The organism is Ruegeria sp. YTSA144 (genome assembly GCF_059610125.1).
Genome location: NZ_JBXWNA010000010.1, coordinates 19,081 through 38,887, shown reverse-complemented (window position 1 = coordinate 38,887; position 19,807 = coordinate 19,081). Strand labels below are relative to the sequence as shown.

At 60.2% G+C, this 19,807-nt stretch carries 26 protein-coding genes; 14 read left to right on the top strand and 12 right to left on the bottom strand.

Translation table 11 applies throughout. The annotated features are described in order from the left end of the window. Positions 1-8: 8 nt before the first annotated feature. The 6 genes from AC2FF8_RS17705 to AC2FF8_RS17680 form a co-directional block, all read right to left on the bottom strand. Positions 9-632 carry a trimeric intracellular cation channel family protein gene (locus AC2FF8_RS17705; RefSeq protein WP_170344825.1) on the bottom strand — a complete coding sequence of 208 codons (624 nt, stop codon included), beginning with the start codon at positions 630-632 and terminating at the stop codon, positions 9-11. Then, positions 629-1,096, bottom strand: coding sequence for a ribonuclease HI (gene rnhA, locus AC2FF8_RS17700; protein WP_171232686.1), 468 nt, complete (start codon positions 1,094-1,096; stop codon positions 629-631). Before rnhA ends, AC2FF8_RS17705 begins: the two co-directional genes overlap by 4 nt. After that, a complete protein-coding gene (locus tag AC2FF8_RS17695) occupies positions 1,089-1,676 on the bottom strand; it encodes a class I SAM-dependent methyltransferase (RefSeq protein WP_496880350.1) in 588 nt (195 codons plus the stop codon). Before AC2FF8_RS17695 ends, rnhA begins: the two co-directional genes overlap by 8 nt. Beyond that, positions 1,673-2,125, bottom strand: a complete 453-nt coding sequence (locus AC2FF8_RS17690) for a DUF3429 domain-containing protein (protein WP_496880349.1) — start codon at positions 2,123-2,125, stop codon at positions 1,673-1,675. Before AC2FF8_RS17690 ends, AC2FF8_RS17695 begins: the two co-directional genes overlap by 4 nt. Beyond that, positions 2,122-3,072, bottom strand: coding sequence for a 4-hydroxy-3-methylbut-2-enyl diphosphate reductase (gene ispH / locus AC2FF8_RS17685; RefSeq protein WP_496880348.1), 951 nt, complete (start codon positions 3,070-3,072; stop codon positions 2,122-2,124). Before ispH ends, AC2FF8_RS17690 begins: the two co-directional genes overlap by 4 nt. Before the next feature lie 190 nt (positions 3,073-3,262). Further along, complete coding sequence (locus tag AC2FF8_RS17680) at positions 3,263-3,838, bottom strand: LabA-like NYN domain-containing protein (RefSeq protein ID WP_117869875.1); 576 nt, start codon at positions 3,836-3,838, stop codon at positions 3,263-3,265. Positions 3,839-3,979: 141 nt separating this feature from the next. Here AC2FF8_RS17680 and folK point away from each other — a divergent pair, with 141 nt between their 5' ends. The 10 genes from folK to AC2FF8_RS17630 all read left to right on the top strand — a co-directional run bounded on the left by folK (position 3,980) and on the right by AC2FF8_RS17630 (position 11,758). After that, on the top strand, positions 3,980-4,549 hold the full coding sequence (gene folK, locus AC2FF8_RS17675) for a 2-amino-4-hydroxy-6-hydroxymethyldihydropteridine diphosphokinase (protein ID WP_425080170.1): 570 nt from the start codon (positions 3,980-3,982) through the stop codon (positions 4,547-4,549). Between the two features lie 94 nt (positions 4,550-4,643). Next, positions 4,644-4,997, top strand: a complete 354-nt coding sequence (gene rpoZ, locus AC2FF8_RS17670; protein WP_117869873.1) for a DNA-directed RNA polymerase subunit omega — start codon at positions 4,644-4,646, stop codon at positions 4,995-4,997. Positions 4,998-5,023: 26 nt separating this feature from the next. After that, positions 5,024-7,156, top strand: a complete 2,133-nt coding sequence (locus tag AC2FF8_RS17665) for a RelA/SpoT family protein (RefSeq protein WP_170344831.1) — start codon at positions 5,024-5,026, stop codon at positions 7,154-7,156. 16 nt (positions 7,157-7,172) lie between these two features. Further along, entirely contained in the window at positions 7,173-7,871 is a 699-nt protein-coding gene (locus AC2FF8_RS17660; protein WP_170344832.1) for a DUF2062 domain-containing protein, read from the top strand. Beyond that, complete coding sequence (locus AC2FF8_RS17655) at positions 7,864-8,610, top strand: pyridoxine 5'-phosphate synthase (protein WP_496880347.1); 747 nt, start codon at positions 7,864-7,866, stop codon at positions 8,608-8,610. Before AC2FF8_RS17660 ends, AC2FF8_RS17655 begins: the two co-directional genes overlap by 8 nt. Further along, the gene (locus AC2FF8_RS17650) at positions 8,607-9,230 is read left to right on the top strand and encodes a LysE family translocator (RefSeq protein ID WP_496880346.1); all 624 of its coding nucleotides are present in this window, start codon (positions 8,607-8,609) and stop codon (positions 9,228-9,230) included. Before AC2FF8_RS17655 ends, AC2FF8_RS17650 begins: the two co-directional genes overlap by 4 nt. Next, positions 9,227-9,646 (top strand): holo-ACP synthase, encoded by a 420-nt coding sequence (gene acpS / locus AC2FF8_RS17645; protein WP_170344835.1) that lies wholly within the window; start codon positions 9,227-9,229, stop codon positions 9,644-9,646. The genes AC2FF8_RS17650 and acpS overlap by 4 nt, the downstream gene beginning before the upstream one ends. Positions 9,647-9,706: 60 nt before the next feature. Further along, positions 9,707-10,546 (top strand): signal peptidase I, encoded by an 840-nt coding sequence (lepB, locus tag AC2FF8_RS17640; RefSeq protein WP_171617536.1) that lies wholly within the window; start codon positions 9,707-9,709, stop codon positions 10,544-10,546. Next, positions 10,543-11,235, top strand: coding sequence for a ribonuclease III (rnc, locus tag AC2FF8_RS17635; RefSeq protein WP_171617537.1), 693 nt, complete (start codon positions 10,543-10,545; stop codon positions 11,233-11,235). The genes lepB and rnc overlap by 4 nt, the downstream gene beginning before the upstream one ends. Positions 11,236-11,239: 4 nt before the next feature. After that, complete coding sequence (locus AC2FF8_RS17630; protein ID WP_170344838.1) at positions 11,240-11,758, top strand: GNAT family N-acetyltransferase; 519 nt, start codon at positions 11,240-11,242, stop codon at positions 11,756-11,758. 2 nt (positions 11,759-11,760) lie between these two features. Here AC2FF8_RS17630 and AC2FF8_RS17625 read toward each other — a convergent pair whose 3' ends face one another. Further along, a complete protein-coding gene (locus AC2FF8_RS17625) occupies positions 11,761-13,143 on the bottom strand; it encodes a multicopper oxidase family protein (protein WP_496880345.1) in 1,383 nt (460 codons plus the stop codon). Between the two features lie 159 nt (positions 13,144-13,302). Between AC2FF8_RS17625 and era the strand changes: the two genes are divergently transcribed. From era to AC2FF8_RS17610, 3 genes are all read left to right on the top strand, one after another. Continuing rightward, positions 13,303-14,211 (top strand): GTPase Era, encoded by a 909-nt coding sequence (gene era / locus AC2FF8_RS17620; RefSeq protein WP_117869864.1) that lies wholly within the window; start codon positions 13,303-13,305, stop codon positions 14,209-14,211. Then, entirely contained in the window at positions 14,208-14,537 is a 330-nt protein-coding gene (locus AC2FF8_RS17615) for a DUF1491 family protein (protein ID WP_425080164.1), read from the top strand. Before era ends, AC2FF8_RS17615 begins: the two co-directional genes overlap by 4 nt. Positions 14,538-14,650: 113 nt before the next feature. After that, the gene (locus tag AC2FF8_RS17610; RefSeq protein WP_117869862.1) at positions 14,651-14,974 is read left to right on the top strand and encodes a SemiSWEET transporter; all 324 of its coding nucleotides are present in this window, start codon (positions 14,651-14,653) and stop codon (positions 14,972-14,974) included. 58 nt (positions 14,975-15,032) lie between these two features. Here the strand turns inward: AC2FF8_RS17610 and AC2FF8_RS17605 are convergent, their stop codons facing one another. Together AC2FF8_RS17605 and AC2FF8_RS17600 are read right to left on the bottom strand one after the other, a co-directional pair. Further along, a complete protein-coding gene (locus tag AC2FF8_RS17605; protein WP_480685289.1) occupies positions 15,033-15,422 on the bottom strand; it encodes a VOC family protein in 390 nt (129 codons plus the stop codon). A 214-nt stretch (positions 15,423-15,636) separates the two neighbouring features. Further along, positions 15,637-15,888 (bottom strand): hypothetical protein, encoded by a 252-nt coding sequence (locus tag AC2FF8_RS17600; protein ID WP_170344843.1) that lies wholly within the window; start codon positions 15,886-15,888, stop codon positions 15,637-15,639. A gap of 195 nt (positions 15,889-16,083) precedes the next feature. On the opposite strand from AC2FF8_RS17600, the gene recO reads away from it, so the two are divergent. After that, positions 16,084-16,809, top strand: coding sequence for a DNA repair protein RecO (gene recO / locus AC2FF8_RS17595; protein WP_257600128.1), 726 nt, complete (start codon positions 16,084-16,086; stop codon positions 16,807-16,809). Here the strand turns inward: recO and AC2FF8_RS17590 are convergent. From AC2FF8_RS17590 to AC2FF8_RS17580, 3 genes are all read right to left on the bottom strand, one after another. After that, on the bottom strand, positions 16,793-17,185 hold the full coding sequence (locus tag AC2FF8_RS17590; protein WP_170344845.1) for an META domain-containing protein: 393 nt from the start codon (positions 17,183-17,185) through the stop codon (positions 16,793-16,795). The genes recO and AC2FF8_RS17590 overlap by 17 nt on opposite strands. 40 nt (positions 17,186-17,225) lie before the next feature. Further along, positions 17,226-17,780 (bottom strand): hypothetical protein, encoded by a 555-nt coding sequence (locus AC2FF8_RS17585; protein ID WP_496880344.1) that lies wholly within the window; start codon positions 17,778-17,780, stop codon positions 17,226-17,228. Positions 17,781-18,031: 251 nt separating this feature from the next. Continuing rightward, the gene (locus AC2FF8_RS17580; protein WP_425080160.1) at positions 18,032-19,723 is read right to left on the bottom strand and encodes an acyl-CoA dehydrogenase family protein; all 1,692 of its coding nucleotides are present in this window, start codon (positions 19,721-19,723) and stop codon (positions 18,032-18,034) included. Positions 19,724-19,807 lie beyond the last annotated feature (84 nt).

Here is a 19,807-nt window from a genome sequence, read left to right as displayed (position 1 = left end):
TGTCGGGCTCAGTTGCGCGGCGGGCGGCTTTTGTAGACCGGCAATTGCCAGCCAAACGTCAACGATCCGGCGCGCAACGCCCAGCACACCAGGGCGCAGAGACCCAGGGAAAACGCAGGCGCCGCCCCCAACCCGGAAGCCAGCACCGCAGTCAGAGCACCTGTAAAAGCGCAGGACACATAAAGCTCGCCCTGTTTCAGCACCAGCGGTACTTCGTTGCAGACCACGTCACGCATCAGCCCGCCCAGGCATCCGGTGGTCACACCCATCAAAACGACAATGACGCCGGACTGATCCAGCGACAGCGCCGCGCCGGTTCCGGCCGCGACGGCCACCGACAGTGCAAAACTGTCCAGCCAGACCAGCCAGTTATAACGGCTTTCCACCAGATGTGCTGTAAAGAACACCAGGACCGAAGCCGCGACTGCGATCAGGATGTAATCCGGCTGCCCGACCCAGAAGACCGGGTGACGATCCAGCAAAAGGTCTCGTACAGTGCCGCCACCGACGGCGGTCAGGCAGGCCATGAAGGCAAATCCTACCAGATCCAGCTGGGCACGGCTGGCCACCAGTGCCCCTGTCAACGCGAAGATCAGAACCGAGGCATAGTCCAGCAGCGTCAGTGCGGTCACGCCTGTGCCTTTTTCGGTTTGAACGGCGCCATTCCGGCCCGGGCCAGCTCATCGGCCTTTTCATTCTCGGGATGGCCTGCGTGCCCTTTGACCCATTCCCATGTCACATCATGCCGTTCCTGCGCTTCATCCAGACGCTGCCACAGATCGACATTCTTGACCGGCTTCTTGTTCGAGGTTTTCCAGCCGTTGCGTTTCCAACCGAAAATCCACCCGGTGACGCCGTTCTTTACATAGGCGCTGTCGGTGACGACGGTAATCTTCGACGGTCGCTCCAGCGCTTCAAGCGCGCTGATGGCGGCCAGCAGTTCCATCCGGTTGTTGGTCGTCTCGGCCTCGCCCCCGTTGAGCTCACGCTCTTTCAGAACCCTGTCCCCGTCCATCGCGCGCAGTAGCACGCCCCAGCCGCCGGGGCCGGGGTTGCCGGAACAGGCACCGTCCGTATAGGCAAACAATTCAGGCATGGGCGAACACCAGAATGTACCCGTCATACGATCCGGTCAGGCCTTTTCCGATGCCGTGGACTGCGCGATCAATCGTGAACCCGGCCTTGTTCAAGGCGTCCTCGATCTCGGCCTCCGTGTAATAGGAATAATAACGATCCAGATCATCCCGGTGTTCACCAGTGCCCAGCTTCATCCCCAGAAACAGCTGTCCACCGGGTTTCAGAGCCCTGTGGATCGCTTGCAGATGGCGCGGGAAATCTGCGCGCGGCGCGTGCAACAGGGAAAAGCTGGCGTAAATCCCGTCATATTCGGCCGTCTCGGTGACGTCATCGAACGTACCCAGATGTGCATCCACACCGTTTTCGCGTGCATGTTCGACAAAGGCTGGCGTGGCATCCAGTGCCCGAACTTTCAGCCCCTGACGCATCAGGAACCCGCTGTCCGACCCCGGTCCGGACCCCAGATCCAGCACATAGCCGCCTGCGCCGACCGCATCGGCGAAAGCCTGACGCGCCTCAAGCTGCTCGGGCGGCAGAGGGATCTTCAGATATTCGGCCACCTTGTTTGTATAGGCGTTGATCGTACGTTCATCGGTCACAGGTACACTCCGACTGCAAGGCTGGCCAATACGACCGCGGTCAGCAGGATGCGCAACCGCATCCACCAGACCGGTGTCAGGCGCCAGTAGGAAAACAGGGCATCCAGAAACAACAAGCCAGCGAAGCCATACATCAGATTGGTGCCCGCATTCACCGGCCCACCCCCTGTCATGGCAAAGGCCCAAAGCGCGGGCAGAACCGACAACAGATAACACAGGGCCGCCTTGCTGCCTGATGTCTTGGTGGCAAAACCCCAGAGAACACCGGACATGAAGCTGAGGATGACCGATCCATAGAACAGTTGCACATAGGGCCCCACGAAACGTGGGCCAAAGGTTTGCACGCCCCAGGCATTCAGGTCGCCGTTCAGATAGGTCAGGACGCCCCAGACAAACGGGATAAGTCCCGCCAGCCCCAGATAGAGCGGCGCTTTCGGCACTCCGTTCACGCCGGTTGCCTCAACACGCGGGGGACTTTGAACTCGACGTTTTCAACAGCGGTCTCGACCGGCTCGACGGTGACATCATAATGCGCTCTGAACGCTTCGATCACCTCGTTTACCAGAACTTCCGGGGCCGACGCGCCCGCGGTGACAGCCACGGTCGAGATACCCTCGAGCGCGCGCCAGTCAATCTCGGTGGCGCGCTGGACCAGCTGCGCGTACTGACACCCCTCGCGTGAGGCAACCTCGACAAGGCGGCGCGAGTTCGATGAGTTCGGAGCGCCCACAACCAGCAAAGCATCCGCCTTGGGGGCCACGGCCTTCACCGCTTCCTGCCGGTTGGTGGTGGCGTAACAGATATCTTCCTTGTGCGGTCCGACAATGGCCGGGAACCGGGCCTGAAGGGCGGCGATGATATCCTTGGTGTCATCGACCGAAAGGGTGGTTTGGGTGACAAAGGCCAGCTTATCCGGGTCACGCACCTGCACCGTGGCCACGTCGTCCACGGTTTCGACCAGCAGCACATCGCCCTCGGGCAACTGCCCCATGGTGCCCACGGTTTCGGGGTGGCCCTTGTGGCCGATCATGATCATCTGCAACCCCGCTTCCGCGTGGCGCTGCGCCTCGACATGCACCTTCGAGACCAGGGGGCAGGTGGCGTCCACATAGATCATCTCGCGCTGGGCAGCCTCGGCGGGAACGGATTTCGGCACCCCGTGGGCGGAAAAGATCACCGGGCGGTCATCGGGGCATTCCTGCAATTCCTCGACGAAAACGGCCCCTTTGGCGCGAAGGCCATCGACCACGAATTTGTTGTGCACGATCTCGTGGCGCACATAGACCGGTGGGCCCCATTTCTGCAAAGCCATCTCAACGATTTTGATGGCACGGTCCACACCGGCGCAGAACCCGCGTGGGGCGGCAAGGTAAAGTGTCAGTGGCGGCTTTTTCATCAGGCTGTCTCCTTATGGCACAGGTAAGTCTTTTCCCGGCCTTGGTCCAGACAGGACATCGTCATTCCTCTGACACGAATCGTTGCTAATCGGGTGATGTTTAAGCACCTGTACCTTGTTAAAGAAGCGCGGCCAGGACCGATGTCCTGACCGCGCGATTTTTCCCCATCATGACAGGCCTGTCGCCTTGTCAGCTGTTGCTGGCAACAGCGACGCTGCGATGCTCCGTCGGCATTTCACGCGGCGGGCGGCCGATGACATCGCGCAGGTCTTCCAGCTCGATGAAATTGTCGGCCTGGCGGCGCAGTTCGTCCGAGATCATCGGCGGCTGGCTGCGGATGGTCGAAACCACCGATACGCGCACACCCTGCCGTTGCAAGCTTGCGATCAACGGGCGGAAATCCCCATCACCCGAGAACAGCACGATATGATCGACGCGCGGCGCCAGTTCCATGGCATCGACGGTAAGTTCGATATCCATGTTTCCTTTGACTTTCCGACGCCCCATGCTGTCTGTGTATTCCTTGGCCGGTTTCGTGACCATGGTGAAGCCGTTGTAATGCAGCCAGTCAACCAATGGACGGATCGGCGAATACTCGTCGTTTTCCAGCAGCGCTGTATAGTAGAAGGCCCGCAGAAGCTTGCCGCGGCGCATGAATTCCTGCCGCAGAAGTTTGTAGTCAATGTCGAAACCGAGTGCTTTTGCCGCGGCATAAAGATTCGAGCCGTCGATGAACAGCGCTAGCCGTTCGTCTTTATAAAACATAAATGGTCCCTTCCGGTATAATCCAGTGCGTGCCGCGTTACGTGAGTGAGTGAGTGATAAAATGACGCGCGCCGGTAGGCCTATAATTAGAACTTCTGTCGATGATCGCAAGTATGCAATGGGTCGAATGTAGGGTATCACATGAGCAAATCCATGCCAAATGCCGTTGTTGCGCTGGGCGCAAATCTCGATTTGAGAGGAAATGGTCCCGCTGTAACACTTCAGAACGCGCTTGACGCGTTATCGCGTCACGATGTGGTGATTCGCTCTGTCAGTCGTTTTTTTGCTACCCCGTGCTTTCCCGCCGGGGCCGGCCCGGATTATGTGAATGCCGCGGCGCTGATTGCTACCGAGAGGTCTCCTTCGCAGCTGTTGCAAGTGCTGCACGAGGTGGAACAGGAATTCGGGCGCGAACGGGTGCAGCGCTGGGGGATGCGGACGTTGGATCTGGATCTGGTCTGTTTCCAGGATCTGGTCCTGCCGGATCGCGCCACGTTTGATCGCTGGCGGACCCTGCCGTCCGACGCGCAAAGGCAAGAGGCGCCGGATCAGTTGATCTTGCCGCATCCGCGCCTTCAGGATCGCGCCTTTGTTCTGGTGCCGATGGCCGATATCGTGCCCGACTGGCGTCATCCGGTTCTGGGTCGCACGGTCTGCGAGATGATCCAGACCCTTCCCGCGGCAGAGGTTGCGGCGGTCACGGCGCTGTGATCCGTGCAAATGCAGCATTTCCTGCTTGTCAAGGCGCGGATTCGCGCTTAGATAAACCCCTTCCTGACATGGATTCAGAAACGGAGAGCGCCCAATGGCCCGCGTGACGGTTGAAGATTGCGTAGACAAGGTTCCAAACCGGTTCGAGCTGGTGATGCTCGCCGCCCATCGGGCGCGTGAGATTTCCGCCGGTGCAGCGATTACCGTTGACCGCGACAACGACAAGAACCCTGTCGTGTCTCTGCGTGAGATCGCCGACGAAACCCAAAGCGCGGACGAGCTGCGCGAGCGCCTGATCGAGGCCAACCAGACCCAGATCGAGGTTGATGAGCCCGAAGAAGATCAGATGGCGCTGCTGATGGGTGCCGAAACGGACAAACCCGCCATGGACGACATGTCCGAAGAGAAGCTCCTGCGCGCTCTGATGGAGGCTCAAGGGCAGGGGTAAGCCCTGAAGACGAAGGTGCGGACCGGATGATTTCTGCTGACGATCTGATTGCGCTGGTCCGCAACTACAATCCCAAGACGAATGCCGACCGCATTGCGCTGGCCTACGAATTCGGCCAGCAGATGCACGAAGGGCAGTTTCGCCATTCCGGCGAGCCCTATTTCACCCATCCCGTTGCCGTTGCCGCCATCCTGACCGAACAGCGTCTGGATGATGCGACCATCATCACGGCGCTGCTGCACGACACGATCGAAGACACCAAGGCCAACTATGGCAAGGTGGCTGAACTTTTCGGGGATGAGGTCGCCAAACTGGTCGACGGCGTCACCAAGCTGACCAACCTGCAACTGTCCAGCCGCGAGACCAAGCAGGCCGAGAACTTCCGCAAGCTGTTCATGGCCATGTCCAAGGACCTGCGGGTCATTCTGGTCAAGCTCGCCGACCGTTTGCACAACATGCGGACGATCAAGGCGATGCGTCCCGAAAAACAGATCGTCAAAGCGCGCGAGACGATGGATATCTACGCACCGCTTGCGGGCCGGATGGGCATGCAGTGGATGCGCGAGGAACTGGAAGATCTGGCTTTCCGTGTCCTCAACCCCGAAGGCCGCCAGTCGATCATCCGCCGCTTTATCACTTTGCAACGGGAAACCGGCGACGTGATCCACCGCATCACCGGCGACATGCGGCACGAGCTGGAGAAAGTGGGCATCGAGGCCGAGGTGTTCGGCCGCGCCAAGAAACCCTATTCGATCTGGCGCAAGATGCAGGAAAAGGATCAGGGCTTCTCGCGCCTGTCCGACATCTACGGGTTCCGCATCATCACCCAGACCGAGGAAGACTGCTATCGAACCCTGGGTGCCATCCACCAGCGCTGGCGCGCGGTGCCGGGGCGCTTCAAGGACTATATCAGCCAGCCCAAATCCAACGGCTACCGCTCCATCCATACAACCGTTTCCGGCCGGGACGGTAAACGGGTCGAGGTCCAGATCCGCACCCGCCAGATGCATGACGTGGCCGAAACCGGAGTCGCGGCGCATTGGTCCTATCGCGACGGTGTGCGCACCGAGAACCCGTTCGCCGTCGACCCGGCCAAGTGGATTTCCAACCTGACCGAGCAGTTCGACAACGAGGAAGATCACGAAGACTTCCTCGAGGCCGTCAAGCTCGAGATGTACTCGGACCAGGTGTTCTGTTTCACCCCCAAGGGCGACGTGGTGAAACTGCCACGTGGCGCGACACCGATCGATTTTGCCTATGCCATTCACACCCGGATCGGTCACGCCTGTGTCGGGGCCAAGGTTGACGGTATCCGCGTTCCGCTCTGGACGCGGCTCAAGAATGGCCAGTCCGTGGACATCATCACCGCCGATGGTCAGACGCCACAGGTCACGTGGCTGGAGATTGCAGTCACCGGCAAGGCCCGTACCGCCATTCGCCGCGCCCTGCGCGAGGTGGACCGGGAACGATTCATCAAGCTGGGCAAGGAACTGGCCCGTTCCGGTTTCGAGCACGTGGGCCGCAAGGCGACCGACAAGGCACTCGATACCGCGGCGAAACACCTGCGCCTGAAAGATCGGCACGAGCTTCTGGCCCGCCTTGGCAGTGCCGAGCTGACTGCGCACGAGGTGGTTCAGGCCGTCTATCCCGAACTTGCCAAGGACGACGGCGACGCCATTCCGCTGCGCCGTGCAGTGATCGGTCTGGAGCCGGGACAGAAGTTCGACCGCGCCCCCTGCTGTCAGCCGCTGCCGGGGGAACGGATCGTTGGCATCACCTATCGGGGCAAGGGCGTGGTTGTACATGCCATCGATTGCGACCGGCTCAGCGAGTTCGAAGGCGAACCTGACCGTTGGGTCGATCTGCACTGGCATTCGGGCACGCACCCGGCCGTCTATGGCGCGACTTTGGATCTGACCATTGGCAACGATGCCGGGGTTCTGGGGCGTATTTGCACATTGATCGGCGAGAAAAAGGCCAATATCTCGAACCTTGAGTTTGTCGATCGCAAACCGGATTTTTACCGCCTTCTGATCAATGTCGAACTGCGCGACCTTGAACAGCTTCACTCACTCATGCTGATGCTGGAGGCGGAAAGCGATGTTGCTGCGGTCGAACGGTATCGGGATCAGGTCAAAACTTCGGTTGCGGCTGGCTGAGAAGGGGTGATCACGGGTGGTATTCAAGCGCCGAGACCGACGCTCTCCAGTCCAGATCGCATCGGATTTCGTCTATCCGCGTGGCGGATGGACCCGCGCCTTCCATTACGTGAAACACCGCGTCCGGCGCTTGCCGGATACCCCTGACCGGATCGCGCGCGGTATAGGGGCGGGCGTCTTCGCGGCCTTTACGCCGTTTTACGGGTTGCATTTTCTTGTCGCCGCCATCGGTGCCCGGCTGATCAAGGGGAACATTCTGGCCGCGCTCAGCGGCACGTTTTTCGGCAACCCGCTCACCTATGTTCCGATCGGAGTGATCTGTCTTCAGACCGGGCATTTCCTGCTGGGCACCGAATACGAAGAAGGCGACACACAGGGGCTTATGGGCAAATTCGCCAGTGCCCTGGGGGATCTCAAGAACAATTTCCTGGCGTTGTTTACGGATCGCGTGGCCGACTGGCACGGGCTGTCGCAGTTCTACGACGACGTCTTCTACCCCTATATGATCGGTGGGATCATTCCGGGCCTCGTTGCGGGGGTGATCTGCTATTACCTCAGCCTGCCGCTGATCCTGACGTATCAGCAGCGTCGTCGCGCCAGAATCAAGGCGAAGTTTGATGAAATCAAGCGTTTGGCCGAAGATTCGGCTGCCGTTTCTTCGGCAGAGCCTCTAGGCTCGGGGCAAAGCATGCAAAAGGAATCGAGGGATGTCTGAGAACCATCTGCGTCTGGGTGTGAACATCGATCACGTGGCCACGGTGCGCAATGCGCGGGGCGGGGATTATCCGGATCCGCTGCGCGCTGCCAAACTGGCGGAAGAAGCGGGCGCGGATGGCATCACCGCGCATCTGCGCGAAGATCGACGCCATATCTCGGACGCCGATATCGACGGGCTGATGGAGGTTCTGTCGGTGCCGCTGAACTTTGAGATGGCCGCGACGCCCGAGATGCAGCAGATCGCCTTGCGCCACAAACCGCACGCGGTCTGCATCGTTCCCGAAAAGCGCGAGGAGCGCACCACCGAGGGCGGTCTTGAAGTCGCGCGCGAGGAAAACAAGCTGGCGCATTTCATCGCCCCTCTGCGCGATGCCGGCTGTCGCGTTTCGATCTTCATCGCCGCCGATCAGCGTCAGATCGAGGCCGCGCATCGCATCGGTGCCGAAGTGATCGAGCTGCACACCGGCGCCTATTGCGACGCCCATGCCGAAGACCGCATGGAAGATGCCGAACGCGAACTTGAATCGCTGCGCCAGATGTCCTCTTTCGCCCATTCGCTGGGGCTTGAGGTTCATGCGGGTCATGGCCTGACCTATGACACCGTAAAACCGGTTGCCGCCTTCCCAGAGGTCAAAGAGCTGAATATCGGTCATTTCCTGATTGGCGAGGCGATCTTTCTGGGCCTGACCCCGGCCATTCAGGAAATGCGTCGCCTGATGGACGAGGCGCGGGCGTGATCACCCCCGGCTTTGTTGCCATCTGGCTGGCCTGGCTGATGGCCGGAGGCTCTCCGGGCCCCGCCACGATGGGCATTGCGGGAACAGCCATGAACGAAGGCCGCACCGCTGGGCTGGCCTTTGCACTGGGCATCTGTGCCGGGTCCGCCGCCTGGGGCATTGCCGCAGCACTTGGCCTGTCGGCGATCATGCTGGCCAATGTCTGGGTGTTCGAGGTGATCCGCTATATCGGTGTGGCCTATCTGGGTTGGCTGGCGCTGAAGGCCTTGCGCCGCGCGATGACCTCGGACGAGGTCGCTTTGGGCAAACCGGTCACGGGCGCGCTGCCGACCATCTTTGCCAAAGGCGCGGCCATTCACCTGACCAACCCCAAGGCGATCCTCAGCTGGGGCTCGATCTATGCCATCGTCGCGCCCAATGATGCCAGCCTGTCGATGCTGCTGGGCTATTTCGCCATGCTCTATGCCGGATCGTTGATGATCTTTATCGGCTATGCCTTCCTGTTTTCATCCGAACGCATGGTCCGAACCTACCGTCGCGCCCGCCGCTGGTTCGATTTCGCCTTCGCCGGGTTCTTTGGTGTGGCGAGTTACAAGATCCTGACGGTGCGGTTGTCATGATACTTGGCATCGGCACAGACCTTGCAAACATTGACCGCATCCAGGGCACGCTCGACCGGTTCGGCGACCGGTTCCGCAACCGTGTCTTTACTGACACCGAACAGCGCAAAGCCGAACGCCGCGCCGACACCGCGGGTACGTATGCCAAGCGCTGGGCCGCGAAAGAGGCCTGTTCCAAGGCGTTGGGCACCGGTCTGCGCATGGGCATCGCGTGGAAGGACATGGCCGTCACCAATCTGCGCACCGGCCAGCCCGTGATGCATGTGACAGGCTGGGCCGCCGAACGCCTGAATGAAATGACCCCCGAAGGGCACGAGGCGATCATCCACGTCACCCTGACCGATGACCATCCCTGGGCGCAGGCTTTCGTGGTGATCGAAGCGCGTCCGCTTCAAGATCACACCACGCAGCCTTGACTTGCCCCCATCGCCCCCGCATGTAGCAGCGAAGCCAAGCAAAGAACTGGAGAGAGCAGTATGGCCGAGGAAGCCAAGACCGGAAATCCCGTCTGGGAGACGATCAAGACCATCGTCTATGCGCTGCTGATTGCCGGCGTGTTCCGTACCCTCTTCTTTCAGCCGTTCTGGATCCCCTCGGGCTCGATGAAGCAGACGCTGCTGATCGGTGATTTCCTCTTCGTCAACAAGATGGCTTATGGCTATTCCTACGCATCCTGCCCCAGCCTGATCATCCCCAGCGTCGGCCTGAACGTGGATGCCGAAGATATCTGTGGCTGGATGCAGGGCGAAGACAATACCCGTATCTGGGGCGGTGATCCGGAACGTGGCGATGTCATCGTCTTTCGCCATCCGGTCACCGGGCGTGATTATATCAAACGCCTGATTGGCCTGCCGGGCGACCGGATCCAGGTCCGCAATGGCCAGATCATCCTCAATGGCACTCCGGTTCCTCAGCAGCCCGATGGCGTGTTTACCGAAGTTGCGGAACCGCAAGGCCCACAGCGCCTGCGCCCGCGCTGTGAAAACGGCCCTGTCGGTATTGGCGGCACCTGTGAAAAATCGCGCCTGATCGAAACCCTGCCCAATGGCGTGTCCTACGACGTGCTGAACATCGGCAACCAGGCATCGGACAATACCGGCATCTACACCGTGCCCGAGGGCCATTATTTCTTCATGGGGGACAACCGTGACAATTCCAGCGACAGCCGTCTGCCGCAATCTGCCGGCGGTGTCGGATACGTGCCTTACGAAAACCTGATTGGTCGCGCCGACCGGATCATGTTCTCGTCCGCGGGCCGTTCGATGCTGTTCTTCTGGACATGGCGCGGTGATCGGTTCTTCAAGGCGGTCAATTGAAGCTTTCGTCTGAGATAAAGGCGTTCCAGCGGCGATTGGGGTATGAGTTCAAAAACCCCGAACTGCTGGTGCGCGCGCTGACCCATGGCTCGGTGTCTTCGTCCACCCGACCCGACAACCAGCGGCTGGAGTTTCTGGGTGACCGCGTTCTGGGCCTGGTCATGGCCACCGCGTTGCTTGAAGCTGACAAAAAAGCCTCCGAAGGCCAGTTGGCCCCCCGGTTCAACGCATTGGTCCGCAAAGAGGCCTGCGCAGATGTGGCCCGCCAGATCGACCTGGGCGCGGTGTTGAAACTCGGCCGGTCCGAGATGCTGTCCGGTGGCCGTCGCAAGCAAGCGCTGCTGGGCGATGCGATGGAGGCCGTGATCGCCGCCATCTATCGGGATGCGGGGTTCGAGGCTGCCCGCGATGTCATCCTGGCGCTTTGGGGGGACCGCATCCACAAGGTCGAGGCAGATGCGCGTGACGCCAAGACCTCGTTGCAGGAATGGGCGCAGGCGCGTGGGCAAAAGCCGCCCTCATACGTCGAAATCAAACGCAGCGGCCCGGACCACGCCCCGATCTTCACCATCGCAGCCCGCCTTCAGGACGGCACCGAGGCACAGGCCACCGCAGGATCCAAACGTCAGGCCGAACAGGCCGCGGCGAAAGCTTTGCTGGAGCGGTTGAGTCCGGCCAGCTCGTCCTAGGGGCGTGAAGCTCAGACCAGCCCGGAAATCGGACGCGGCCAGCCTGGCCGCGTTGTCGATCGAAGTCTGGATCGGCACCTACCTGCGCCATGGCGTAAGTTCTTTCTTCGCCGAGTTTGCATTGTCCGAGTTCACAACCGCACGGTTCGAAGCGCTGCTTGAGGAAGAGAGTGATCTTCTGGTGGTGTCTGAAAACCGCGATGGAATCGATGGCTACATTCGGTTGGCAGAGGGCCGTCCCGCCCCCATCGACGGGCTTTCCGATCTTGAGATCGTGACCTTTTACGTGCAGCCGCGCCACCACGGAAAGGGCATCGGGTCAGCGTTGTTGCAGGTGGCCATTGACCATTGCCGGAACAAAGGCCGCCCCGAAATCTGGCTGACGACCAATTCCCAGAACGCTCCGGCCATTGATTTCTACCTGTCCAAAGGCTTCCGTCAGGTCGGCGTCACGGATTTCCGTATCGCGGACCAAGCCTATCCGAACCACGTTCTGGCGTTGAACATGTCACCACCGGGCTAGGGTCAGATTACCCGGATGAACCCGGCCAGTCCGGTTTTCTGGTGTTCGATCACGTGGCAATGAAACGCCCAGTCGCCGGGATTGTCCGCGACCAGCGCGATGTCTACGGTCTCGTCTTTTAGCAATAGCATGGTATCGGACAGCAACGGTGGCAGTTTGCGCAGGTTCGACGTCAGCGGAACAAAGGCCAGCCCGTGCAGATGGATCGGGTGCAGGTTGGGCGATTCATTGCGCAGTCGCAGAACATAGCTCTTGCCTCGTTGCAGCACGGCCAGTGGCCCGGTTCCCTGCGCCGCATCGCCCGGCCAGGGCGTTCGGTTGATCGACCAGAAACTATAGCCCAAAGACCCGCAGAACCCGTCATTCGGGGCGCCGCCTTCCGGGGTCCAGCCGAACACGAACTCATGCAACTCGGCCTGACCCAGATCAGGGCGCGCGACAGGGTTCGGGCGCAATGGGCGCAGCTCTCGCAGATCACGCGCAATGGACTGTCCCGTGGCCCGCAACCGGACCATGGCGCGGTGTTTCTGTCCGGGAAACTTTGCCATCAGCTGGGCTGACTGCCCCTCGTCGTCCGGCATCCGAACCGCCAGATCCACCCTTTGACCCGGGGCCAGCAAGAGCGGCTGGGCTGCTGTGGGCCGTGTCACGTCTGTTTCTACCGGATGTCCGTCCCATGCGATGATCCGGGTCTCGGCCCCTTCGGGATGCAACCTGTAGATACGGGTCGTGTCCGTGTTGACCACCCGTACGCGCACCAGGCTGCCCGCGGCGTGGTCATATACTGCCTCGCTCTGCCAATTGGCGGTCTGCACGTTGCCGAACGTGCCGGCCCGCGCCGCGCCGCGGGCGGTATAAGCGGGCAGAAACGCGCCATCTTCGTCCAGCCGGAAATCCCGCAGATTGATCACCTGCTCGCTGTCGAACCCTGGGTCTTCCGGTTCGGCAACCACCATCACACCGGTCAGCCCTCGGGCCATCTGGTCCATCGTCATGCAATGAGGGTGATACCAATACGTGCCCGCATCCGGCGGTGTGAATTCATAGGTAAAGCTCTCGTTTTCGCCGATGGGCATCTGGGTCAGGTAGGGCACCCCGTCCATCTCGTTGCGGATGCGCAGACCGTGCCAATGCATCGCAGTATAGTCGGGCAGGGTATTGCGCACCGTCAGACGCAGTACCTCGCCCTGACGCCCGTAAAGAACCGGTGGCGGCGCATCCGGTGACAGGCTGACCATCCTCATGGTCGGCTGATCGCGAAACCGATAGCTGGCAGGTTGCAACACCAGCTCCTGCGCAGCATCGCTGGCCGTCAGAGGCAACGCTCCCAATCCCAAAACACTTGCAGCGGCGCTGCTTCCAAGAAGAAACTCGCGACGTTTCATGAAAACCTCACTGAACGGATTTGATGCCGGGCTGGGATTGGCTGGGCGTCTGCGTTCATCTGACATCGAAACCGCATGGCCGCAATGCGACAAATCCCTCTGGCCCGTCGAAGCTTTCTGCTATAGGGGTGCGCACTTGCAAACAGGATCGCCAGACTCATGACCACACGCGCCGGATTTATCGCCCTGATCGGAGAGCCCAATGCGGGCAAGTCAACCCTGCTGAACCGCATGGTCGGGGCCAAGGTTTCCATCGTGACGCATAAGGTGCAGACCACCCGCGCGCGTATCCGTGGCGTGGCGATGGAAGGCGACGCGCAGCTGGTCTTCGTCGACACGCCCGGCCTGTTCAAACCCCGCCGCCGCCTGGATCGCGCCATGGTCGCTGCTGCATGGGGCGGGGCCGCAGATGCGGACGTCGTTGTCCTGATGGTTGAAGCGCATCGCGGTATCACCGAAGGGGTCGAGCGCATCCTCGAAGGTCTGGAAGAAATCGGACAGGGCCGCACCATCGCGTTGGCGATCAACAAGATCGACAAGGTGCCGTCCGAAAAGCTGCTGGCGCTGACCAGTGACCTGAACGCACGTTACCCGTTTGCCGAAACCTTCATGATCTCTGCTGAAAAGGGCCACGGTGTCGAAGACCTGCGCAAGTGGCTGGCCTCTGAACTGCCTGAAGGCCCCTGGCTCTATCCCGAAGACCAGATCGCCGATCTGCCCCTGCGCATGATCGCCGCGGAAATGACCCGCGAGAAGCTCACCCTGCGCCTGCACCAGGAATTGCCCTATCAGTTGACCGTCGAGACCGAGAACTGGGAAGAACGCAAAGACGGCTCTGCCAAGATCGATCAGGTCATCTATGTCATGCGTGACGGCCACAAAGGCATCGTGTTGGGCAAGAAGGGTGAGACCATCAAGGCCGTCAGCCAGGCTGCGCGGGCAGAACTGGAAGAATTCCTCGACCGTAAAATTCACCTGTTCCTGCAAGTGAAGGTCCGGCCCAATTGGCTGGAAGAATCCGAGCGGTATTCGGAAATGGGTCTGGATTTCAAAGACGGAAACGCATGACCCGCCTGACCGCCGAATTCTGGGTCCACGCCTATCTGGCGCGGCTGCGATTCCAGGATATCCCGGCCTATGTGGTGGCCCATGGCGATGACACGGCAGGCGCAGTTCTGGTCAAGCTGAACACGCTGGACGGGCAGGCCGTTGCGTTCCAACGCAGCTTTGATCTGATGAGTGGTGAACGAAAATGGGTCGAACTCTCGTCTGGCCCCGAGGTCGACGTGGACCAGGCCATCCAGCGCCAACGCAGCTTTGACCCCGACCTCTGGGTGATCGAGGTCGAAGACCGGCAGGGGCGGCACCTGCTGGGCGAAGAGGGGCTGGAGTGACCACGGTACTGAAGGGTCTTTGACGCCGAGATCAAAGCGACTATTTTGGTGCTGCAAATGGCCTGTCAGCACTGACGTGTCCTACGGACCGAGCGCAACCAAGAGGTGCTTTCGTGACTGAAACGCTTGCGGAGAAACTGGAAAAATCGGAACTCGGCCACTGGATGCAGCGGTTCGAGGGCTTCATGGTCTTTGTCGGCGTTGTCGGCCCTTTTGCCACGCTTCCACAACTGATCAAGCTCTACTTTACCCATTCCGAACACGCGACCGGTCAGTCGCTTCTGTCCTGGTCGCTTTATGCCGGGCTGTCCTTCCTGTGGTTTGCCTATGGTATGGTGGTGGGCAAGCTGCCCATTTATGTGGGCAACGGACTCTCGATGGTGCTGAACTTATTGATGGTCATCGGCATCCTAATTCACGCAGGTGTGACGTTCTGAACCTCCTGTTGCCTTGGGTTTTTCTCACTACCAAGCTCGCAAGTGGTTTTCAGCGCCATCAACCTGCGTCGCCAAAATAGACAAAGCTCATCTTGTTCCCATCCGGGTCGCGTGCGTAGGCACCATAAAAGCTTGGGCCATATTGGGGGCGGTCGCCCGGATCACCTTCGTTTGTTCCACCATTTGCAAGCGCGGTTGCATGCGCATCGCGAACTTCCGCTTCGCTTTGGCACAGCAGGCCAACCATGTTCCCGTTTCCGATCGTCGCGACTTTTTTGTCGAACGGTGTCGCGACCCATATGCATCCGCCGCCACGCAGCTCATAGCAGACAGCATGCGGCATATACTCGGCGATGACCTTTCCGCCGATCCGGGGCACAACCGCGTCATAATAGCCGCGTGCCTTGGCAACGTCGTTGGAACCGATCATGACATAATTAAGAGACATTTTTGGAATCCCACTTTAAGAACATAAGTAGAACATTAATGCCTGAACTGGTTTCAAGCAACGCGTTTTTCGGAATAGTTTTGGCGACCCCCGACCTACCCGAACAGGGCAACTGACGGGGTTTCCATTGGTCTGTGGGTCAGCTGACGCGTTCTACCGGGCCTTTAAAATGAAAGGCTGATAGTCTTCCCCACGGTCTTCGCACGCCTTTGGATCACGCGCCACGTCCGCCGTTCCACCCGTCTTCGTACTCGCCCAACACTCTGGACAGGTGCAGCAGAGACGCAAAAAAGCGGGCGTAGACATCCCGCGACAACATCGGCTTGTTGTCATCCAGCACCTGCACAAGTTCAACGACGGCCGAAGCGAACGTCTCATAGACCTGCATGTCCGCGGCTGTCGGATCCGGCGTCCAGATTTCGTGTTCGTCGTAATACGCGGCAGGTTGCGGTTCGTCATCGATCATGGTGCGGCCCCTTCTGTTTGAAGCGCAGGTGGGGGTTGCGAGAACGCGCACAAGACGGGTGGCACGAAGTCACAAAACTATGGCGCCTTCGGAAAAAGAACTCTCGTCGAAAGGGGGAAAAGAAGTTCCGCTCTTGCGCGCCGACGTCGCTTGGGATTTTCTGCGATCCAACCCAACCAACAGCAGGGCCGAGTTTTGGACTGGCGCGATCACGGAATACTCCTGACTTTACGCCGCCATGGTGAAACAGCGGCGATCATCGAAGTCTTTACCGAAGGCCATGGGCGTCATGCCGGTGTGGTGCGCGGTGGGACCAGCCGCAAGATCGCGCCGATCCTGCAACCCGGCGCGCAACTGGACGTGCTGTGGCGCGCGCGACTGGAAGAACATATCGGAACCTTTCAGGTCGAACCCCTGCGCTCCCGCGCGGCCGCCGCGTTTTCAGGGCGGCTGGCACTGTCCGGGCTGAACGCTGTCGTATCTCTGCTGTCCTTCTGCCTGCCCGAACGGGAACCACACGCCTCGCTCTATACGCGGACGGAGCAGTTGATGGACCTGCTGGGGCAGGACGAGGTCTGGCCTCTGGCTTATCTGCGATGGGAACTCGCGCTGCTTGACGAGCTTGGCTTTGGCCTTGATCTGACAGCCTGCGCCGTGACCGGTGTGACCGAAGGATTGATCTATGTATCGCCCAAAACAGGCCGTTCCGTCAGTGCGAAGGGCGCCGGGGATTGGGCGGACAAGCTGTTGCCCCTTCCGCCTTGTCTGCGAGGTGAAGGCACTGCGCCCGATGCCGAGATCGCAGAGGCCCTGCGCACGACCGGATATTTCCTGGAGCACCGCGTCGCGCCGTCTTTGGGGCATAATCCGCTGCCCGAAGCGCGGGCCCGGTTCGTGGATCAGGTCACTCGGCGGCTGTGAACACCATCTCGTGCCCATCCTCGTTTCGCAGGATCAGCACATTGCCTGACACTTCGGATTGGGTCATGGCCATGAGGGCGGCAAAGTAGACCCCTTCCGCCTCGAGCCCCGCGCAGGCGGCGCGCGTCGCGTTGAGGTTCTGAACCTCAAACCACGGGTAGGGCGCGTTGAGTGTTCCGTCATAACTGTTGCACGGAGCGTTCCCGGCAATCCTGCCTTCTTCGGGAAACCGCAGCAGAGCGCTCGCCTCATAGGGCTGACCATCTATTTCCTGCAAAACCCAGGTCTGGTCCGCAGCACCATAGGCGGCGACGGTTTCGTCCTTGTCGCATTGGAACAATGCCATCAAGGGCAGGGTCAGGATCAGGCGAGTCATGGCTGGGTCTTAGCGCATAGGGGATGTCGTTGGAACCGGATCAGTAGGGAAGAGACCCGTTCAGCAGTTGCGCACGCACTTCCTGCCGGGGTTTCCAGTTATAGCGCGTATCTTCACGCACCGGCGCCCAGAACAACGCGCCACTGTTGCGCCAGGGATCAAGGATGATGCCGTCATACATCGAATCCCCCTTGGCGTTGATCGACGCCGAATGGTGGATGATGCGAAAAGAAGTCGGCGGCGACGTGGCCCAGTGCAGATCCAGTGTTCGGAAGTTCTCCTGCCGCAGCCGCTTGGTCATGGCTTCGGCCCAGTCATTGCACAACCCCTTTTCGCGGAACCCGTTGATGACCTTGGCGTTGTGGATGATGGCCGGGTCGGTGACGTTCCAATCCCGCGCCAATTGCTGCGAATAGGAATAGGCGATTGTGGCCGCCCTCTGTGCCTCGGCCGGATCGACTTCCGGCCCGAGCATTCGGATCGACTGCGCAAGCGCTTCGACATCGCTCTGATCGGCCGTTGGCGCAGGGGTGGTGCAACCCGCAAGAACGAGCACCGCCAGAGTGGCGCAAAGTGCAAAGATGGATCGGGTCATGCGGTGTACCAGGTGCTGATCGGGTTTGGGTCGGGTCAAACTGATGCTCTAACGGCGAATGGGTCGGGATCAAAGGGGGAAGTTTGGATTGGTGCGGACACAGCTGGTCGTTGTTCAGCCGGTCAGAGATGCGGAAATGGTCCGTACAAAACGGAAGGTCCGCAGGTAGGCGGTGTACAAAACCTCAAAAATCAAGAAAAAGACCCGGCGCAATGGCCGGGTCAGTTGGGGAAACGGGACGCCGGTTCCGGTCACCCGAGCAGACGTCGTGCGATGACCTGTGCCTGAATCTCGGCCGCCCCTTCGAAAATGTTGAGAATGCGCGCGTCACACAGAACGCGGCTGATCTTGTATTCCAGCGCAAAACCGTTTCCGCCGTGGATTTGCAGCCCGTTATCGGCCGCTGCCCAGGCCACACGGGCGCCCAGCAGCTTGGCCATGCCTGCCTCAAGATCACAGCGCTGGCCGTGGTCTTTCTCCCACGCGCTGAAATAGGTCAGCTGGCGCGCGATCATGATCTCGACCGCCATCATTGCCAGTTTGCCGGACACACGCGGGAAGTTGATCAGAGATTTGCCGAATTGCTTGCGGTCGATGGCATATTGCATGGCGATATCCAGCGCGCTTTGCGCCACGCCGATGGCGCGCGCGGCAGTCTGGATGCGGGCGCTTTCAAAGGTCTCCATCAGCTGTTTGAAGCCCTTGCCTTCTTCACCCCCCAGCAGGTTTTCACCCTTGACGTGGAAGCCGTCAAAGCCCAGCTCGTATTCCTTCATGCCGCGGTATCCCAGAACCTCGATCTCACCACCGGTCATGCCGGGTGTGGGGAAGGGGTTCTCGTCCGTGCCCGGTGTCTTTTCGGCCAGGAACATCGACAGGCCGCGGTGATCGGTGCTGTCGGGATCGGTCCGCGCCAGCAGGGTCATGACATGGGTGCGCGCGGCGTGGGTGATCCAGGTCTTGTTGCCGGTGATCCGGTAATCACCGTTCTCGTCCTTCACGGCACGGGTGCGCAGGCTGCCAAGATCCGAGCCGGTATTGGGTTCAGTAAAGACAGCGGTCGGCAGAATTTCGGCGCTGGCCAGTTTCGGCAGCCAGTTGGCCTTTTGCTCTTCCGTGCCGCCGGCGATGATCAATTCGGCCGCGATTTCCGAACGGGTGCCCAGCGATCCGACGCCGATATAGCCACGAGACAGTTCTTCGGACACAACGCACATGGATGCTTTGGACAGGCCGAAACCGCCAAACTCCTCCGGGATGGTCAGCCCGAAAACGCCCATTTCCGCCAACTCTTCGATGATTTCCAGCGGGATCAGCTCATCCTTGAGGTGCCATTCATGGGCATACGGTTCGACCTTTTCCTGCGCATAGCGGCGGAACTGGTCGCGGATCATCTCAAGTTCTTCGTCCAGGCCCGACGCGCCGAACATGGTGGCGCCGGCCTGATCCTGCATCAGCTCGACCAAACGGCTGCGTGCGGCTTGTGAATTTGCCTGCGCCATCAAGGTCTGTACTTCGGTCGACTGAAAACCCGACAGCGCATCCCAGCCGAGGCCCATATCCTGAAGGCGCACGACCTCGCCCTGGTTCATCGGGATGCCACCTGCGACCTGATGCAGGTACTCACCAAAGGCTATCTGGTGAAGCAACTGCTCGACTTCGCCGAATTTGCCTTCGGCCTGAAGTGTTTCGGCCCAGCGCTGCATCTGTTGCAGCGACTGATTATATGTGGCCAGCCATGCCAGACCATGTGCGGCGGTCTGGTTGGCCTCGATCAGAGCTCCAGAGATACGGCCATCCGCCGAGACCATGCCGCGCACGGATTCACGGGCTTTTTCAAAAACGGCTTCTACCGCGGGTAGGGCAGCCCGGGTCATATTCAGAAGATCGGGCAAAACTGAAGCAGTTGTCATCTCGGTCATATCCTGTCCGTCGTGGGCCATGAATCGCGTCCTTTCCTCGGTCGTCTGGTCATATCATGCTGCACGTGCAGCGCAACAAAAATACTTATTACGCTGCGAAAAAGT

Coding starts and splice junctions, on each gene's coding strand:
- lepB (WP_171617536.1), top strand. CDS start 9,707: ATGGCCGAGGAAGCCAAGACCGGAAATCCCGTCTGGGAGACGATCAAG.
- acpS (WP_170344835.1), top strand. CDS start 9,227: ATGATACTTGGCATCGGCACAGACCTTGCAAACATTGACCGCATCCAG.
- rpoZ (WP_117869873.1), top strand. CDS start 4,644: ATGGCCCGCGTGACGGTTGAAGATTGCGTAGACAAGGTTCCAAACCGG.
- folK (WP_425080170.1), top strand. CDS start 3,980: ATGAGCAAATCCATGCCAAATGCCGTTGTTGCGCTGGGCGCAAATCTC.
- AC2FF8_RS17605 (WP_480685289.1), bottom strand. CDS start 15,422: ATGTCTCTTAATTATGTCATGATCGGTTCCAACGACGTTGCCAAGGCA.
- AC2FF8_RS17585 (WP_496880344.1), bottom strand. CDS start 17,780: ATGACCCGATCCATCTTTGCACTTTGCGCCACTCTGGCGGTGCTCGTT.
- AC2FF8_RS17580 (WP_425080160.1), bottom strand. CDS start 19,723: ATGGCCCACGACGGACAGGATATGACCGAGATGACAACTGCTTCAGTT.
- AC2FF8_RS17615 (WP_425080164.1), top strand. CDS start 14,208: ATGACCCGCCTGACCGCCGAATTCTGGGTCCACGCCTATCTGGCGCGG.
- era (WP_117869864.1), top strand. CDS start 13,303: ATGACCACACGCGCCGGATTTATCGCCCTGATCGGAGAGCCCAATGCG.
- AC2FF8_RS17625 (WP_496880345.1), bottom strand. CDS start 13,143: ATGAAACGTCGCGAGTTTCTTCTTGGAAGCAGCGCCGCTGCAAGTGTT.
- AC2FF8_RS17665 (WP_170344831.1), top strand. CDS start 5,024: ATGATTTCTGCTGACGATCTGATTGCGCTGGTCCGCAACTACAATCCC.
- AC2FF8_RS17590 (WP_170344845.1), bottom strand. CDS start 17,185: ATGACTCGCCTGATCCTGACCCTGCCCTTGATGGCATTGTTCCAATGC.
- AC2FF8_RS17600 (WP_170344843.1), bottom strand. CDS start 15,888: ATGATCGATGACGAACCGCAACCTGCCGCGTATTACGACGAACACGAA.
- rnhA (WP_171232686.1), bottom strand. CDS start 1,096: ATGCCTGAATTGTTTGCCTATACGGACGGTGCCTGTTCCGGCAACCCC.
- ispH (WP_496880348.1), bottom strand. CDS start 3,072: ATGAAAAAGCCGCCACTGACACTTTACCTTGCCGCCCCACGCGGGTTC.
- AC2FF8_RS17680 (WP_117869875.1), bottom strand. CDS start 3,838: ATGTTTTATAAAGACGAACGGCTAGCGCTGTTCATCGACGGCTCGAAT.
- AC2FF8_RS17655 (WP_496880347.1), top strand. CDS start 7,864: ATGTCTGAGAACCATCTGCGTCTGGGTGTGAACATCGATCACGTGGCC.